Source organism: Providencia sp. PROV210 (genome assembly GCF_028479445.1).
Taxonomy (GTDB): Bacteria; Pseudomonadota; Gammaproteobacteria; order Enterobacterales; family Enterobacteriaceae; genus Providencia; species Providencia rustigianii.
In genome coordinates, this window is sequence record NZ_JAMPNQ010000015.1 from 15,703 (window position 1) to 32,424 (window position 16,722).

Here is a 16,722-nt window from a genome sequence, read left to right on the forward strand (position 1 = left end):
CTTGCTTAAAGAGGAATTACCATGACAGTTTCCAACGATATTATTGAGCAAAAAAAGCCTCGACAAGATAACGTTCCCCTTATCGAAGCTCGTTCCATCGACTATATTCCCGAATCAGAACGCCATGGCACGTTATCCAGCCAATTTACATTATGGTTTGGTGCTAACTTACAAATCACGGCAATTGTCACCGGAGCGCTGGCCGTAGTTCTGGGTGGCGATGTGTTTTGGTCACTGATTGGCTTATTTATCGGCCAATTATTAGGTGGTGCAGTCATGGCACTGCATGCGGTTCAAGGGCCTAAACTGGGTCTACCACAAATGATCTCCAGCCGTGTTCAGTTTGGGGTCTATGGCGCCGTTATTCCTATTTTACTGGTTTGCTTAATGTATGTGGGGTTCTCAGCCAGTGGCACGGTATTAGCCGGTCAAGCGGTGGGGCAACTCTTGCATGTAAGTGACTGGGTGGGGATTATTATTTTTGGTTTAGTGATTATTGGGATCACTATCTGTGGTTATCGGATTATCCATATACTGGGTAAAGCGGCGAGTGTTATTGGCGTTGTTGCCTTTTTCTACCTGTTTTTCCGTCTATTTTATATGAATGATGTTTCTGTACTATTGGAGAATCGTCATTTCAATTGGACTAATTTTCTGTTTGCGATGTCATTATCAGCTTCTTGGCAGATTGCATTTGGGCCTTATGTTGCTGACTATTCTCGTTACTTACCAACCAAAACCCCAACCATCAAAGCCTTTTTAGCCGTGGGTTCCGGGACTGTGATTGGTACTCAAGCATCGATGATCCTTGGCGTTTTTGCCGCGGCATTGGCGGGAAATCAGTTTGCTGGACACGAAGTCTCTTATATTGTTGGGTTGGGCAGTACAGGGCTGATTGCGGCTCTGCTGTATATCAGTATTTTCTTCGGCAAAGTGACCATTACTGCACTGAACGCATATGGCAGCTTTATGTCGATGGCGGCGATTTGGTGCGGTTTCAAAGGGAAGCATCAGATTACCCGCGGTCAACGACTGTTTTTCATCATCTTAATGGTTAGCTTCTCGACTCTACTCGGGTTAGCAGGGCAACATTCATTCCTGAAACTATTCTCGGCTTTCTTACTGTTCTTACTGGCGTTTTTCACACCGTGGAGTGCTATTAATTTAGTGGATTATTACTGGGTGACAAAAGGGCGCTATGACGTTCCTCAGTTGTCGAATCCAAATGGACGTTATGGTCGTTGGAATAAAGTCGGCATCATCACCTACGTTATAGGCGTTCTGATTCAAATGCCATTTATTGCGACGGGATTCTATACCGGGCCTCTCGTTGAAAGCCTCGGTGGCGTGGATATTTCATGGATTATTGGGTTAGTTGCCACCGGTATTATTTACTATGCCGCTGTGAAGATTTGGCCTATGTCAGTGGCAGACCGCCTGATATTGCCAGAAGCCAAATAGGGTGTATTTACCTACCTAGAATCTGACTTACTGATAAATAAAACGATAAATCGAGTGTTGTCCTTAGTAGTGAATCATTCACTGCTATGGGCTTCCTCAACCTGAAAAACAGGTCGAACATCCAACAAATAGCAACAAAGTCCGTGATTAGGAGTGGTTATGAAAATTTTAGTCGCTGTGAAACGTGTTATTGACCATAACGTAAAAATTCGCGTCAAAGCAGACGGTTCAGGGGTTGAGCTCGCCAACGTCAAAATGGCGATCAATCCGTTTGATGAAATTGCAGTGGAAGAAGCGGTACGCCTTAAAGAAGCCGGAAAGGCGACGGAAGTGATCGCGGTTTCTATTGGCGATGCCACTGCTCAAGAGACATTACGCAGCGCCATGGCAATAGGGGCTGACCGTGCCATTTTGGTTCAAAGACCGACAGAAATGGTGCTGGAGCCCCTCGATATTGCTCGCCTATTACAGAAAATAGTTACCAAAGAACAACCCGATTTAATTTTATTAGGCAAGCAAGCGATTGATGATGACTGTAACCAAACTGGACAAATGTTATCGGCATTATTGGGATGTGCTCAAGCCACATTTGCTTCACAAATCGTGATTGAAGGTGAGCGCGTGCAAGTGACCCGTGAAATTGATGGAGGGCTAGAAACCTTATCCATGGGATTTCCGGCGATAGTGACGACAGATTTACGTTTAAACGAACCTCGCTATGCAACGCTCCCTAATATTATGAAGGCCAAGAAAAAACCATTGGAAATTATTGATGTCGCCACGTTGGATTTCTCGCCATTAGGGCAAGTCAAAATTCTAAATGTAGCGGAGCCGAAAAAACGAACAGGACAATGTACCTTGTTTAATGATGTATCGGCATTAGTGACTGAATTGCAAGCAAAAGAAGTGATTTAACGAGGGAGCCTAACCATGAGCCAATTATCCGTTTTAGTGGTTGTTGAGCATGATAACCAAACAATAAAATCAGCAACCTATAACTGTATGACCGCTGCCCGTGAACTTGTATCCCAAGGGGGAAGTTTACATGTGTTAGTCGCAGGGAGAGATATTAGCCAAGTCGCTGAGTCAGCGGCCACTATCGGTGGTGTTGATAAGGTCATTGCCATTGATGAAAGTGAATTAAAAAATCAGCTCGCTGAACCGATGACTAACGCCATCGTAGCGGTTGCCAAATCCTATAGCCACTTAGTGTTTCCTGCGACGACTTTTGGCAAAAATATTGCGCCGCGGGTTGCAGCAACACTCGGCATTTCTCAAATTTCAGATATTACCCAAATTATTGATGCTCAGACTTTTGTACGCCCTATTTATGCAGGGAATGCTCTAGCAACGGTACAAAATAATGGTAACCAAGTGGTGATAACCGTACGTAACTCCGCATTTTCTGGAAGCCAAGTACAGCAAGCACCAGCAGCGGTTGAACATATCGTTGTGGAGCCCATTGAGCCACTTTCTGAATTAACCAGCCAATCACTGACCCAAGTGAGTCGAGCTGAGCTCAGCTCTGCCAAGGTGGTGATTTCGGGGGGACGAGGATTAAGTTCTGGTGAGAATTTCGCGCTGCTTGAAACTATCGCTGACAAATTGGGGGCTGCGGTGGGGGCATCTCGTGCAGCGGTTGATGCGGGCTATGTTCCAAATGATTACCAAGTTGGGCAAACAGGTAAGATCGTGGCACCTGATCTGTATATCGCCGTGGGGATCTCCGGTGCGATCCAACATATTGCCGGAATGAAAGAAAGCAAAGTGATCGTCGCAATTAACAGTGATCCTGAAGCGCCAATTTTCCAAGTTGCTGACTATGGCATTGTGGGGGATTTATTCCAAATTTTGCCTGAATTCGACAAAGCATTGGCATAAGAGAGGGACATGATGACTATCGACAATAGTGTAAATATCAATGAGGCTCCAGAGCGAGAATCGATGGAATTTGATGTCCTGATTGTCGGTGGTGGACCTGCGGGATTATCTGCGGCAATACGTCTAAAACAGTTAGCCAGCCAGAATGGGCGAGATCTTTCGGTCTGCTTAATTGATAAAGGTGCAGAAATTGGGGCACACATTCTTTCGGGAGCGGTAATTGATCCTCGTGGGCTTGATGAATTATTCGCGGATTGGCAACAAAAAATATCTGTTCCACTGACCCCTGTCAGTGAGGATCGTTTTTTATGGCTGAAAGAAAATAAAGCGAATAAATTGCCTTTATCGCTGCTACCTGCATGTTTAAAAAATCATGGCAATTTGATTGGTAGTCTTGGACAAATTAGTGCGGCATTAGCAGCAGAAGCGGAGCAGCTTGGCGTTGATATTTTTCCCGGTTTTGCCGCGACCGAAATCGTGTTTGATGAAAATGGACACGTTATTGGTGTCACTACAGGGGACATGGGATTAGATAAACAAGGTCACCCAACCGCGATGTATCAGGCAGGAATGAATCTGATGGCCAAAATGACCTTCTTTGCAGAAGGTTGTCGCGGTCAGTTAGGTAAACAGCTTATTGAGCGATTTGATTTAGCCGCAAATAGCGGTAAACAAACCTATGGATTGGGGCTGAAAGAGATTTGGCAAATTCCTAAAGCACAGCATCAAGCGGGGCTCGTGATCCATTCGGTGGGCTGGCCGCTGAATAACCAAACTTATGGCGGCGGGTTTGCTTATCACTATGGGGAAGATTTAGTTGCTGTTGGATTAGTGGTTGGTCTGAATTATGAAAATCCCTATCTGTCGCCATTTGAAGAGTTTCAACGCTTGAAAACCCATCCTGCATTTAGTGCCTTTTTAGCGGGAGGCGAGCGGGTCAGTTACGGGGCAAGAACTATGGTCGCGGGAGGGCTACCCGCCTTACCTGAACTGAGTTTTCCGGGTGGTGCATTAATCGGGGATGATGCTGGGTTTCTCAATGCGGCACGGATTAAGGGCAGCCATTGTGCAGTGAAAAGCGGCATGGTAGCTGCTGAAGCCTTATTTGAATCTTGGGTTGATGAACAGATTGACCATCAAGAATTTAAACGCCAATACCAGTCTCAATTTGAAAATAGCTGGCTGTATCAGGAACTTTATCAGACGCGTAATTTTAAGCCATACATGAAAAAAGGGCTGGTGGTAGGTTCCATGTTATTTGGAACTGAGCAACTCCTGTTTAAAGGGCGAGTTCCGTGGACATTAAAGTTGAAAACCGAGGATCACCAAGGGTTAAGAGAAGCCAAATATTTCCAACCGATGAGTTATCCAAAACCTGATGGCAAATTAAGTTTTGATAAACCCTCGTCGGTATTTTTATCTAATACGAACCATGCAGAAGAGCAGCCTTGCCATTTACGCTTAAGTGACCCTGATGTAGCAATTCAGGTGAATTTTACTGAATATGCGGCACCAGAAACCCGATATTGTCCAGCGGGTGTTTATGAAATTGTGAATGATAAACAGCAAGAAAAACTGCAAATAAATGCGCAAAACTGCCTGCATTGTAAAGCCTGTGATATCAAAGATCCTCGGCAAAATATTACGTGGACAGCGCCGCAAGGTGGAGAAGGCCCTATTTATCAAGGTATGTAAGTGATTTGTTGTGATGTTGATGTGTTGATACCGGCCATATTTCTTGTTGAATGTTGTTGAGAATATTCAACAATATTTACAGGAATTATCGAAGGTATATTAAGGAGTTATCAGTCGTTTTGGGGCAAATTTGCCCCTTTTTTTATCGCTTAATTATCGATACGAGAATGTAGTTTTAATTTATAGCGGGAACCCGCACTGATCATATTAACGTAGCTAATTAAGGTATTTTCTGTCCAAGTACGGCGGCTTAGCTGTAAACAGGGAGCATTCTCTTTGATGGACAACGCATTGGCAATCGCTTTACTTGCCAAGATAGCCTCGATGGTATGCTCCATTTCACTGACAGGAAAATGACGTTGTAAATAGCCACTGGGCGTTTCGTTATCCCCATAGTGCTGCTGAGTAAATTCAGGGGCAATAGCATGGTTAACATAGCGTTCTTCAAGCATCAGAGGGATATCATTTTCGAAATGCAGCATTTTACAATAGCCAATTTCACTTCCTTCCGTCACCCCGAGTTGTAGGGCGATTTCTGAGGAGGCGGGGATCACTTTTAGCTGTAATTGGTGCCCACTGTATTTGTTGCCGCTTGTCGATATTTCATCAAAAATATCAAATGCTTTTGTGACAGGTAGTTCATGCTTCTGGGTCGCAACAAAAGTGCCTTTCCCTGCAATGCGATTCAAAATTCCTTTCTGGCTTAATTCAGAGATTGCTTTATTTACTGTCATGCGGCTCACATTAAATTGTGCGCATAACTCAAGTTCCGTGGGGATCTGAGTTTCAGGTTTAAAAATCCCTAAATCAATACTGCGTAAAATGTAAGATTGAATTTGCTTGTATGCAGGTTGTGATGTCATCGCTTTTATTCAAAGTTGTCGTTAACGGTAGGGATAAAATAATGCATTTATTTGAGATTTATTGCATTCAAAATAGCCAATAGGCGCAAGTCTAGCAGCAATTATTTCCTTTACCAGAGTCTAGATGTCTTTTCAGAGTAAAATAGACTTTTATCAGGTAAGGATAGTTTCATTACTGAACCTGTAATTATCTGAATTTGTCTATTATAAGGAAAGTTCCTCTAGGGCTGCATACCTTTATTTATTATCATAATATTAAATTAACTATAACAAATAGGCATCTTAATGGGTGTTCAATATTTTCACGTTAAGCTTGTTCAGTGCGATTACCAAAATGTAACTCCCGTGGGCATGGTGAGGTTAATTGCCTCGGATAAAGTGTTCTTTTTCAATGCTGAAGATTTTGAAAACAGCCAAATATTTTTGGAACGATTGAATAAAGACGACACTTTGATTATTTCTGCTGAACAGCTGAATGATGGGAGCTATTGGCTGAAATGGGTTTACCATCCCGAGCATGGACGTTTGGAACCCGATAGAAACCTTAAATTCGACAAAGGGTTAGTAAAACAGTACCTGCTATCATTTGGGCTTGTTGCCCTCTTTATCCCTGCGTTCTTTTGCGTGTTTAATGACGAAGAGAGTACATGGTTAATTGTTTTAGGGTCATTATTAGCAATGGCGGCTTTTGTGGGAGGCGTTCTGCTGTTTATGTGTATTTCACAAACTTTCACTATTTTTAGCCGAAAACGAAAAACCATCTTACGTGCATTAGATTTAGTGATAGCGGGCAAGTTTCAGGTAAATTCTGGTGAAAATCTGATTCAGATTGAGGGAATTAAAAACCCGCATTCCAAACCGCTCAAAATAGATCATCGAAAGCAGAAGCCTATCCCTGAAACCTCGTTACAGGTGACAAAAGGCAAAGTGAATCTTAAGAGTATCAAGACGATTGAATATTATTATCGCGGGGGCACATACACTCGCAATGAAATAGAGCTTCAAGTGAATAAAAGCCATTTGAATCTCAAGTTAGATGCCTCAAAGCCTTTCTTTAATAACCACAGTTTTTTTCTCGCTCAAGGGGATGAGGTAGAGGTCTATCACTCCAAAGTTGAAAATGGGTTTCCCGATAGCGTCGTATTTGGCATGTATAACCACCAAGATGATTTAGCTTATACGCTGTCTGCTCGAGGTATGGCGCAAGAACGTGGGCTGTATCTAGCGTTATGGGGGATCACCGGCATTATTTTGGCGCTATTTTTGGCAATGTTTGGCGCGATGGCGATTAGCGATGTTGTCGATCGAGGAAGCCACTGGGATTATTGGGATTGGCTGTACTTGCTCGATAATGACCTAATATTTATTGGTTTTGCCAGCTCGATAACCCTCGGTATCAGTTTTTTAATTGCCCTTGGTATGGCGGCTTATTATCGGTTTTCGAAACGGGGTAATGGCTATTACCAAACCCAAGCTATCTTGAGCTTATTACGATGCCAACAAGGTAAAGATGCTTATGTCATGGAGGTACGTTAATGAATCCATTTCTAAGTTGGCGTTTTCTGGTGACGGGTGCCGTTTTCTTGGTGTGTTTAGGCTCAACATTGATGCTGGTATTTGGTGGGAATGATACGTCATGGCAGTGGAAAGATAATAGCCAAGAGAACAATGCTTATATTGCAGATTATGATTACGCCAAAACTTACCCTGCAAAAGGCGGCACGCTGATTATTGCGCAGAAAAATGGCCGCTCATCCTACTATTACAATCGATCCGATTTGTTTTCGCCTGCACAGAAAGATAGTTATCAGGTGTTATTTGCCAATAAAGATGGTGTGCATTTTATCACGCAATTTAGCGACAGTTTTTATAACGCGGTGTGTGAAGACTCCCAGTGCCTTTTAATGGTGCGCGATGGGCATCGGACGGTGAATTTAGCGGACAATTCGATCACTGTGCTAACGCCCTGGAAAGACGGGTATGGTGAATACATTTATGCGGCAATTACCGGGAAAATGTACCAAAGTGGTCAGGGGGAGCCTTATGTCCTGATCGACAACCAAAAAATCTTCACCAGCGCAGATAAAGGGCTTACGTGGCAATATTTGATGGATCCCCGCGAACTCGTGAGGCGTTTTTATCCCGAAGAAATCGCGGATAATTCAACATTTTCTTATGCGGTTCATGATGGCAATGTAATTGTGTGGTACAGCTACGGTAATGAAATGGGGTCTCTTGAAGTGGTGGTGAAAATCGCTCAGAAAAACGTGGTGAGCCATCGATGGTTGCCTATTCGTATTAATGAGGCGGTTCAGAATCAGAAAGGGGATATTTATCTGGCGGCTCAAGAGCCTTCTCGCCGATTATTTTCCCTTTATCAGTATCAAGACGGGAATTTTCAGCTGATCAAGGAAGCAGGTTATAACCATCTGCAAGATATGGTTATCTGGGACGATGGCTTGCTAGTGATGGAATCAGCGAGAAGTGGACAGAAATATTTGATATTAGATTTTGCCAGCAATCAATTGCACCGGCGTTCAGAGTTAGAGTGGTATCAAAAATTATACATTCCTGAATTACATGGGTTCATTGAATTACCAAGCAATTACAGTGATTCTCCAGAGTTGACCGCAGGCGAGAAGTTGCATTACCGTCTCGCGTATTAATTTCAAAAGCAAATAAGGGCGATAAGCCCCTATTTGCTAACTAGCCAGCTATCTATGGACGGGTACGAGGCAGTAAAAAGACGGCGATAGCCGCAATCACGGCGACAATGGAGAATGCAATAAAATTCCAGCTAGTTGCAATGCCTAGGCTGGCAATATAAGCACCAAACATGGGGCCCGACATCGCGCCAATGCGTGAGAAACTCAGCGCCCATCCGGTTGCTGAAGCGCGAGCCTTGGATGGATAATAGTTGGCAATATAGCCCGTTAGGATTAATGCCGCTGAAATACTCCCGACACCGGCGAAAGCGACGAGGACATAGTTCACATAGATATTTTGTTTGAATACCATACAGCCAATCCCGATAGCCCCGAGTAAAAAGAAAAAGGCAACAGAACCGCGAACACCATATTTATCTGCAATTTTTCCTAAGAATAACCCGCCTAACGCAGACGCTAAACTGAACACAATTAAGAATGTCAGGCTAGAACCGAGGTTATATCCCTCTTTTCTCATAATCGATGGCAGCCAGGTATTTAAACCATAAACCAGTAACATTCCACAGAATAGCGCAATCCAGAAACACGTCGTGGCTCGTAAATGGTTCCATGCAAATACCACAGAGACAATCTGTTTTAGACTTTGTGGTTGATGCTTCTGCTGCTCAGGAGGTGCTTGATAATCCATGTCCAATTTTTGCGCGAGCTGTTTTGCTTCGGTATGAAGCCCTTTATGGGAGAGATACTCGAGGGATTCTGGTAGAAGTCGAGCCATTGGCCAGATCAGTAATAAAGGTAAAGCACCAAAGCCGATGACACTGCGCCAACCAAAGTGCTCAAGTAGCCACATGGCAACCGCGGCAGCACTTAAAATACCTAAAGAATACCCCGAGTACATGATGCCATAGTTGAATGATCGTTTTTCCGCGGGGGAGTATTCGATGGTGAGCGCTGCGGCTACGGGGATAACGCCACCAAGCCCAATACCACCGATAAAACGCATTAAACCAAAGAACCACGGTGTCGGTGCAAGAGCGGCAGCTAACATAGTTATTGAGAATAATGTCACACAGGCTAACAGCATACGACGACGACCATATAGTTCGCTCAGCGTGCCAATAATAAATGCGCCAAAAAACATACCAACCAGTGCATAACTGCTTAGCGCGCCTAATTCTAACGGACTGAGATCCCATTGTTTGTATTCTGCGAGGGTTGGCAGTACTGCGCCCATGACGCCTACGTCATAGCCTTCGAATAAGATACTCATCCAACAAATAAACAGTACCTTTGAAGTCGTTTTCGTTGAGCCGAATGAGGTTATTGCGGCTGTCTCTATTGTCATATTTCACTCTCTTATTTGGAGTATTATTGCAGGTGTTTTTTTATTGTTTAAATTGCCACCCACTACACTTATCTTTTCTACGGGAAAGCACAATCCGTTATGTTAATGAAAGGTTAAAATTGTGCAGGATTTGGATATTGTTTGCAGTAAAGATGAGATGGCTAGAAATTCATGGAATTAAAATGGGTTTTTATAGTCAAATCTGACGTTATCATTACGGTTATTACTCAGCTTGAAGGTGCCATATGAATTTAAACGTTATCTCAGTATTTGGACTCGCGATTGCACTATCTCCCATGCTGGCCAATGCTAAAACAGCGCCAGTATTAACATCACCAGAAAAAAATGTGTTATGCGATAAGTTTGTGTGTGTCAGTGGGAAAGAGGGCGTTTCTGTTGAGCTAACTCAGAAATATTTAGGTAGCAAGCAAGCCAAGGCGATTCAAAATGCGGGGGATTTTGATAAAACCGCCGTGACGTTTGCGAATGGTATTTTTTGCGATGTGAATGAGCAAAAGTGCCATGTGGATCGCTATTTTGAAGCGGATGGAAAAAGAAGTGCAATATCTGACAAATATACTAAAAAGTTATTTGGAAAATAAACATTAAGCATATTCAAATTGAGATAGAAACCACATAGAGACTATTGAATTATGTGGTTTCTATTGAGTAAATCGTTAGAGTGGTTAAATTTTACTCTTATCTAATTCAATTGAGATTATTCTCAAATATTCTTTAACGTAATGAACGAATAGCGTTACTTTTTTGTTATATTAAAAATAGACTAATCCTAAATAAATGAAATTAGATTAAATTATTTCATTGTGTTTAATTTATTCATAAATAAAGTATAAATATAAATATCTTAAACACATTCAAATTATCTCAGTGAGAGTGCTATTTGAACTGGAGTAATTTCTGCTATTGATGCAAAATAAAAAAGTAATAAATAATATAAATATGAAGTCTAATTGAGAGTGCTAAATGAATATATCTAAAATAAGTATTGCGTCTGTTTTTGTTGCAAGTGCATTAATAAGTGGTTGTGCTAGTGAGTCATCACGCTCGTTAGCGGTAGAGAAAGTCGCTACCTATAATACGAATTACTCTGGTCCTAAAAGCCCAATATCAATAGGAAAATTTGATAATCGTTCTAGTTATATGAATGGTATTTTTTCTGATGGCGTTGATCGTTTGGGTAATCAGTCAAAAACTATTCTGACAACACATTTGCAACAAACTGGGCGATTCAATGTATTAGACCGTACTAATATGCAGGAATTAAAAGAAGAAGCCGGAATTAAAGGTCAGACCCAACAATTAAAAGGGGCGACTTATGTTATTACTGGAGATGTCACTGAGTTTGGACGCAAAGAAGTCGGCGACCGCCAACTCTTTGGTATTTTAGGCCGCGGTAAATCACAAATAGCCTATGCCAAAGTAAATTTAAACGTTGTTAATGTTCAAACATCGGAAGTTGTATTCTCTGCTCAAGGTGCAGGGGAATATGAACTCTCTAACAGAGAGGTGATTGGCTTCGGTGGTACTGCAAGTTATGACTCTACTTTGAATGGTAAAGTTTTAGACTTAGCGATTAGGGAAGCGGTAAATAACTTAGTATCAGGCATTGAAAGTGGTACTTGGCAGCCTGCAAAATAAGGGAATATGATGAAAACTAAATTATTGCTCATTATCGCAAGTGCTATTTTATTAAATGGCTGTGCTAATGAACCAAAGCCGATATATAACTGGGATGGCTATCAAACAACGGTATATCAATATTACCAGCAAACTGAAACTAGCCCGCAAGAACAAATTGAAGTACTGAAAAAAAATATTGAGACAAGTAAAGCCAAAGGGCTCGCAGTCGCCCCAGGTTTACATGCGCATTTAGGATTACTGTATTCAACAACAGGTGCGATTGATTCAGCGATGGCTGAATTTAAAACAGAAAAAGCGTTGTATCCAGAATCTGCCGCTTACATGGATTTTCTAATGAAAAATAAAGGGAAAATAAAATGAAACGCTTAATGATTATGAGTAGTTTAATTATGGCGTTGCTGCTGGCTGGGTGTGCGCAACCAACTAAAGTAGATTACAGTGCATTTAAGCAAAGTAAGCCTAAAAGTATTTTGGTTTTATTGCCTCAAAATAGTACGCCTGAAGTACAAGCTAGCCATGGGTTATTAGCCCAAACAACCCTGCCATTAGCAGAAGCGGGTTATTATGTTTTCCCTGTTGCTGTTGTTGAAGAAACTTTCAAACAAAATGGGATGACAAACGCGGGTGATATTCAGGCGGTTCCTCCTGCAAAATTACGTGAAATTTTTGGTAATGATGCCATCTTGTATTTGAGCATTACTGAATATGGAACTAGCTATCAGGTCATTGCAAGTGATACCCGAGTCACGGCGAGTGCCAAATTAGTTGATGCGCGCACAGGCGCTTTACTCTGGAGTGGGTCGGCGACGGCATCAAGTACAGAAGGTAACTCATCATCTAATGGTATTGTCGGTATCTTAGTCTCTGCCGTTGTTAACCAAATCGCAGATACAATGACTGATAAGAGTTATGGCATTGCGGGCATTACGAGCGTGAGATTGTTATCTGCTGGTAAGCCGAATGGCATTCTGTATGGGCCAAGATCACCAAAATATGGCAAAGATGCCGAATAATTGTTAATCATTATTTTAATAAGTAAAGCCATTGTATCTGGCTTTACTTATATTTATTCCAACCTAAGTTAAATAGTCTTTTAGTTTTAGATGATTAAAGATTTTATTACGTAGAATTATTTCAATATAAAAACACTAATAATTAACTATTGTATAATAGCTAATAAACTTAATTAATATATAAATACTGTGATGCTAATCATAATGCGTAGGGGGATTTGATTCATTCTGTGATAGAGATACAAATAATAGACAATTACGATTAATTTTATCTGATAATTGTTATATACCATACTCATGGTTGTACTAATTCCTTGCTGATAGGAGTAATAGTATGTTCTTGTTAAGTGAGTCCCTCAAATCTAGGCATTTCTTCTATATGAAGAAATGGTTCAATGTTGACATTTCTTTAGCCTTTTTCTTTCCAAATAAATAACCTTTCTTTTTTCTCTCTCAAAAGACTTATTCGATTATTTTTATAAGTTCGAATTGCTATTTTATTTTTATTATTTGATGAAAAATTAAAGGTATTATCATGGCTAAAAGAATCGTAGAACCGTTCCGCATTAAAATGGTAGAAAACATCCGTATTCCATCAAGAGAAGAACGTGAAGCTGCATTGAAAGAAGCAGGTTATAATCCATTCCTATTACCAAGTAGCGCGGTCTATATTGACTTACTGACTGACTCCGGTACTAACGCAATGAGTGACCGCCAATGGGCAGCGATGATCACGGGTGATGAGGCTTATGCGGGTTCTCGTAACTATTATGATTTGAAAGATAAAGTCAAAGAGATGTTTGACTATGACTATGTGATCCCAGCTCACCAAGGTCGTGGTGCGGAAAATATGTTGTTCCCTGTTTTACTCAAAGTAAAACAAGAGCAAGGTGGTGGGAAAAAGCCAGTATTTATTTCTAACTTCCACTTTGATACTACCGCTGCCCATGTTGAATTAAATGGTTGTAAAGCAATTAACATCGTTACCGAAAAAGCCTATGACTCAGAAACTTATGATGATTGGAAAGGTAACTTTGATATCCAAAAATTAAAAGATAATATTGCAAAACATGGTGCTGAAAACGTGGTTGCTATCGTTTCCACAGTAACGTGTAACAGTGCTGGTGGCCAGCCAGTCGCAATGGATAATTTGAAAGAAGTGTATGAAATTGCAAAACAACATAATATTTTTGTTGTTATGGACTCTGCTCGTTTCTGTGAAAACGCCTATTTCATTAAAGAGCGTGACCCTAAATATAAAAACGCGACGATCAAAGAAGTTATTCTGGATATGTACAAATATGCTGACGCATTAACCATGTCAGCGAAAAAAGACCCACTATTAAATATTGGTGGTCTGGTTGCGATTAGAAATGATGAAAAAATCTTTACCTTAGCAAGACAGCGTTGCGTACCAATGGAAGGCTTCGTAACTTATGGCGGTTTAGCCGGTCGTGATATGGCGGCAATGGTGCAAGGTTTAGAAGAAGGAGCTGGGGAAGATTATCTGCATTATCGTATCGGTCAAGTGAAGTATTTGGGTGATCGTTTACGTGAAGGCGGCATTCCGATTCAATATCCTACCGGTGGACATGCGGTATTCGTTGACTGTAAAAAATTGGTTCCGCAGATCCCTGGTGATCAATTCCCAGCTCAAGCAGTGATAAATGCATTGTATTTAGAGTCAGGGGTTCGTGCTGTTGAAATCGGTTCATTCTTATTAGGTCGTGACCCTGAAACAGGTAAACAAAAACATGCGGATATGGAGTTCATGCGTTTAACCATCGCAAGACGTGTTTATACCAACGACCATATGGATTATATTGCAGATGCTCTGATTGGCTTAAAAGATAAATTTGCCACACTGAAAGGCTTAGATTTCGAATATGAGCCACCAGTATTGAGACACTTTACTGCAAGATTAAAACCTATCAAATAATAAGTCGCTCTGTGGGTTCCCGTGCAATGCGGGAACCTTATCCCTTATTTCGTAAGGTGAACAACAACATGAACAATTCGATAGCCAAGAAAGAACCCTCCATTATGGTAGGGGGTTTTGTGCTAGGCGGTGCAATGATAGGGGCGGGTATGTTTAGCTTGCCAACTATTATGGCAGGAGCTTGGTTTATTAACTCGATTGTAATATTACTGATTGTTTGTTTTTTTATGTTTCATTCAGGGATTTATATTTTAGAATGCATTTCTAAATATGGAGCAGGCACTAACTACTTTTATATATCTAAAGAATTATTACCTAAGTGGGCTTGCTATGTAGCCAATGCAGCATTGATATTTGTTTTATATATATTGATATACGCCTATATTTCTGCGGCTGGATCAGTGATAAAAGAAGCTTCAGCAATATATGGATTTAAAGTTAATTTAAATATTGTATTTATTTGTTTTACCTTAGTATTAGGTGCCAGTATTTGGTGGAGCGGAATAGCAGCTAGTCGCTTAACTTCACTGTTCTTATTTATTAAAATTGTTTTGTTTATTCTTGCATTTTCAGGGCTATTTTTAATTGTCAAAACTGATTTATTATTGAAATCTCCAGTCGGAGATAGTCAGTTATCTTTGTTACCATTTGTCTTTATTATTATTCCTTATGCGATTACGTCGTTTGGGTATCATGGAAACGTCTGTAGTTTGTATAAGTTGTACCATGAAAATGAAAGAAAGGTTGTGAAAAGCTGCGTGATTGGCTGCGTGTTGGCATTAGTACTCTACTTCCTTTGGATATTGGGAACGATGGGTAATTTACCAAGAACGGAGTTTTTAACTATTATCAATAAAGGGGGGAATCTTGATGCATTCATTGAATCTCTGTATGCAGTATTAAGTAGCCCTCATATTGCAACCTTCCTATTATGGTTTTCTATCAGTGCAGTATTTTGTTCTTTCTTAGGTGTGGCAATTGGCTTATTTGATTACATTCTTGCCTCTTTAAATCTTAACGATAATTCATCAGGCAGAATGAAAGCTGCACTATTATGTTTCTTGCCACCACTGATTTTGTGCATGTTATTTCCTAATGGCTTTTTAATTGCGATTGCTTATGCGGGAATGGCAGCCTGTATCTGGGCAATTATTTGTCCAGCAGTTATGGCACTAAAAGTGAGAGAGCGCTTCCCTGAATCACGGTTTAAAGTCTGGGGAGGCAAGGGGCTAATCTATGCCGTTATAGCCTTTGGTGTAGTTGGCATTATTTGTCAGTTGTTAGCGCAGTTTAATTTGTTACCGATATACCGTTAATTTTTCAAATCTCGTTGTAAAAATAACTGTCAAAGGTACAGCAGGGTTTGCTGTACCTTTTTTTAGGAGAAAGGATTAATAGGTTTGGAAAACGGCTTGGCTGCCATCCTTTTTAAAACTCATTACAGAATAAGGTTGTTTAAATCCACTAGGCTGTTCCATGCCTAAACTACCAGCAGGCATACCGCCTACCGCGATGCCTACAACATCAGCAGGAAGTGTGCTTATTTTTGCTAAACTATCGAGTGGCACATGCCCAACGATCAATTTCCCATTAATTTTAGCGGTATGGCAACTACGTAAAGACAGCGGTAAGTTAGCTTCTTGGTTAATCTTATCGATTTCTTCGTAAGAGACATCATTCACTTTGACATCATATCCTGCTGCTTTAACAGCTTCCCCCCAAAGATGGCAGCAGCCACAATTTTCATCTTTATATAGCTCAATCGTATTGATCGCTGCCATCGATGAGAAAGAGGTGGCTAGCAGGGCGGTTAATAATAGCTTTTTCATAAGTTACCTATCACTCCAGAGAAATTAAATAATGTCCATTCCATGTGGGTGGAAATGGCAATCTATCAATATAACAGCAGGTTATTTTTGCAGTTTTTCTAATATTTAGTTGTCTTAATACGCTAGCTACCATATAGCTTCCTGTAGGGGGAAGCTCAAGAGAGAAAACAGATTTTTGCTTTAATTTACAGAAACTGATGTTTGGGATACCAATCACAAACTGGGTAGTTTGTTTAAGTGGAATTAATTTGCTGTGTATCTTAAAGCAAATAAAAAAGAGTGTTTAAAAATCAAACACTAAGCCATATTTAAAGTAAGGGTATTGTGAGGGATTTATTCAATAAAAAGAGAAAGAAGTGATTGTAAAT

Annotated in this window: 15 protein-coding genes; 12 read left to right on the plus strand and 3 right to left on the minus strand. The window is 40.9% G+C overall.

Annotation, left to right across the window (positions count from 1 at the left end):
• Positions 1-21: 21 nt before the first annotated feature.
• The 4 genes from PR761_RS11705 to PR761_RS11720 all read left to right on the plus strand — a co-directional run bounded on the left by PR761_RS11705 (position 22) and on the right by PR761_RS11720 (position 5,037).
• On the plus strand, positions 22-1,461 hold the full coding sequence (locus PR761_RS11705) for a purine-cytosine permease family protein (protein WP_115164703.1): 1,440 nt from the start codon (positions 22-24) through the stop codon (positions 1,459-1,461).
• Positions 1,462-1,620: 159 nt separating this feature from the next.
• Positions 1,621-2,376: an electron transfer flavoprotein subunit beta/FixA family protein gene (locus PR761_RS11710; RefSeq protein ID WP_006814279.1), complete on the plus strand. Its 756-nt coding sequence runs from the start codon at positions 1,621-1,623 to the stop codon at positions 2,374-2,376.
• A 15-nt stretch (positions 2,377-2,391) separates the two neighbouring features.
• Positions 2,392-3,342: an electron transfer flavoprotein subunit alpha/FixB family protein gene (locus tag PR761_RS11715; RefSeq protein WP_115164702.1), complete on the plus strand. Its 951-nt coding sequence runs from the start codon at positions 2,392-2,394 to the stop codon at positions 3,340-3,342.
• A 12-nt stretch (positions 3,343-3,354) separates the two neighbouring features.
• The gene (locus PR761_RS11720; protein ID WP_039854959.1) at positions 3,355-5,037 is read left to right on the plus strand and encodes an electron transfer flavoprotein-ubiquinone oxidoreductase; all 1,683 of its coding nucleotides are present in this window, start codon (positions 3,355-3,357) and stop codon (positions 5,035-5,037) included.
• 149 nt (positions 5,038-5,186) lie between these two features.
• On the opposite strand, the gene PR761_RS11725 is transcribed toward PR761_RS11720, so the two are convergent.
• Positions 5,187-5,900 (minus strand): UTRA domain-containing protein, encoded by a 714-nt coding sequence (locus tag PR761_RS11725; RefSeq protein WP_006814276.1) that lies wholly within the window; start codon positions 5,898-5,900, stop codon positions 5,187-5,189.
• 285 nt (positions 5,901-6,185) lie between these two features.
• On the opposite strand from PR761_RS11725, the gene PR761_RS11730 reads away from it, so the two are divergent.
• Positions 6,186-7,436 carry a hypothetical protein gene (locus PR761_RS11730; protein WP_006814275.1) on the plus strand — a complete coding sequence of 417 codons (1,251 nt, stop codon included), beginning with the start codon at positions 6,186-6,188 and terminating at the stop codon, positions 7,434-7,436.
• Positions 7,436-8,566 (plus strand): hypothetical protein, encoded by a 1,131-nt coding sequence (locus PR761_RS11735; RefSeq protein WP_154610911.1) that lies wholly within the window; start codon positions 7,436-7,438, stop codon positions 8,564-8,566. Before PR761_RS11730 ends, PR761_RS11735 begins: the two co-directional genes overlap by 1 nt.
• A gap of 52 nt (positions 8,567-8,618) precedes the next feature.
• Here the strand turns inward: PR761_RS11735 and PR761_RS11740 are convergent, their stop codons facing one another.
• Complete coding sequence (locus tag PR761_RS11740; RefSeq protein ID WP_006814273.1) at positions 8,619-9,911, minus strand: MFS transporter; 1,293 nt, start codon at positions 9,909-9,911, stop codon at positions 8,619-8,621.
• A gap of 245 nt (positions 9,912-10,156) precedes the next feature.
• Here PR761_RS11740 and PR761_RS11745 point away from each other — a divergent pair, with 245 nt between their 5' ends.
• From PR761_RS11745 to PR761_RS11770, 6 genes are all read left to right on the plus strand, one after another.
• Positions 10,157-10,513: a YcgJ family protein gene (locus PR761_RS11745; RefSeq protein ID WP_006814272.1), complete on the plus strand. Its 357-nt coding sequence runs from the start codon at positions 10,157-10,159 to the stop codon at positions 10,511-10,513.
• 382 nt (positions 10,514-10,895) lie between these two features.
• Positions 10,896-11,570 (plus strand): CsgG/HfaB family protein, encoded by a 675-nt coding sequence (locus PR761_RS11750; RefSeq protein WP_006814271.1) that lies wholly within the window; start codon positions 10,896-10,898, stop codon positions 11,568-11,570.
• 6 nt (positions 11,571-11,576) lie between these two features.
• The gene (locus PR761_RS11755; protein WP_006814270.1) at positions 11,577-11,933 is read left to right on the plus strand and encodes a DUF4810 domain-containing protein; all 357 of its coding nucleotides are present in this window, start codon (positions 11,577-11,579) and stop codon (positions 11,931-11,933) included.
• On the plus strand, positions 11,930-12,586 hold the full coding sequence (locus PR761_RS11760) for a DUF799 domain-containing protein (protein ID WP_154610912.1): 657 nt from the start codon (positions 11,930-11,932) through the stop codon (positions 12,584-12,586). Before PR761_RS11755 ends, PR761_RS11760 begins: the two co-directional genes overlap by 4 nt.
• Before the next feature lie 535 nt (positions 12,587-13,121).
• Complete coding sequence (locus PR761_RS11765) at positions 13,122-14,525, plus strand: tryptophanase (protein ID WP_006814268.1); 1,404 nt, start codon at positions 13,122-13,124, stop codon at positions 14,523-14,525.
• 149 nt (positions 14,526-14,674) lie between these two features.
• A complete protein-coding gene (locus tag PR761_RS11770; RefSeq protein ID WP_230083566.1) occupies positions 14,675-15,841 on the plus strand; it encodes an aromatic amino acid transporter in 1,167 nt (388 codons plus the stop codon).
• 75 nt (positions 15,842-15,916) lie between these two features.
• Here PR761_RS11770 and PR761_RS11775 read toward each other — a convergent pair whose 3' ends face one another.
• A complete protein-coding gene (locus tag PR761_RS11775) occupies positions 15,917-16,354 on the minus strand; it encodes a DUF411 domain-containing protein (RefSeq protein ID WP_006814266.1) in 438 nt (145 codons plus the stop codon).
• Positions 16,355-16,722 lie beyond the last annotated feature (368 nt).

Excerpts from the sequence above, each read along its gene's own strand:
- PR761_RS11710 (WP_006814279.1), top strand. The coding sequence starts at position 1,621 with ATGAAAATTTTAGTCGCTGTGAAACGTGTTATTGACCATAACGTAAAA.
- PR761_RS11750 (WP_006814271.1), top strand. The coding sequence starts at position 10,896 with ATGAATATATCTAAAATAAGTATTGCGTCTGTTTTTGTTGCAAGTGCA.
- PR761_RS11760 (WP_154610912.1), top strand. The coding sequence starts at position 11,930 with ATGAAACGCTTAATGATTATGAGTAGTTTAATTATGGCGTTGCTGCTG.
- PR761_RS11730 (WP_006814275.1), top strand. The coding sequence starts at position 6,186 with ATGGGTGTTCAATATTTTCACGTTAAGCTTGTTCAGTGCGATTACCAA.
- PR761_RS11770 (WP_230083566.1), top strand. The coding sequence starts at position 14,675 with ATGTTTAGCTTGCCAACTATTATGGCAGGAGCTTGGTTTATTAACTCG.
- PR761_RS11740 (WP_006814273.1), bottom strand. The coding sequence starts at position 9,911 with ATGACAATAGAGACAGCCGCAATAACCTCATTCGGCTCAACGAAAACG.
- PR761_RS11705 (WP_115164703.1), top strand. The coding sequence starts at position 22 with ATGACAGTTTCCAACGATATTATTGAGCAAAAAAAGCCTCGACAAGAT.
- PR761_RS11775 (WP_006814266.1), bottom strand. The coding sequence starts at position 16,354 with ATGAAAAAGCTATTATTAACCGCCCTGCTAGCCACCTCTTTCTCATCG.
- PR761_RS11745 (WP_006814272.1), top strand. The coding sequence starts at position 10,157 with ATGAATTTAAACGTTATCTCAGTATTTGGACTCGCGATTGCACTATCT.
- PR761_RS11765 (WP_006814268.1), top strand. The coding sequence starts at position 13,122 with ATGGCTAAAAGAATCGTAGAACCGTTCCGCATTAAAATGGTAGAAAAC.
- PR761_RS11755 (WP_006814270.1), top strand. The coding sequence starts at position 11,577 with ATGATGAAAACTAAATTATTGCTCATTATCGCAAGTGCTATTTTATTA.
- PR761_RS11720 (WP_039854959.1), top strand. The coding sequence starts at position 3,355 with ATGACTATCGACAATAGTGTAAATATCAATGAGGCTCCAGAGCGAGAA.
- PR761_RS11725 (WP_006814276.1), bottom strand. The coding sequence starts at position 5,900 with ATGACATCACAACCTGCATACAAGCAAATTCAATCTTACATTTTACGC.
- PR761_RS11715 (WP_115164702.1), top strand. The coding sequence starts at position 2,392 with ATGAGCCAATTATCCGTTTTAGTGGTTGTTGAGCATGATAACCAAACA.
- PR761_RS11735 (WP_154610911.1), top strand. The coding sequence starts at position 7,436 with ATGAATCCATTTCTAAGTTGGCGTTTTCTGGTGACGGGTGCCGTTTTC.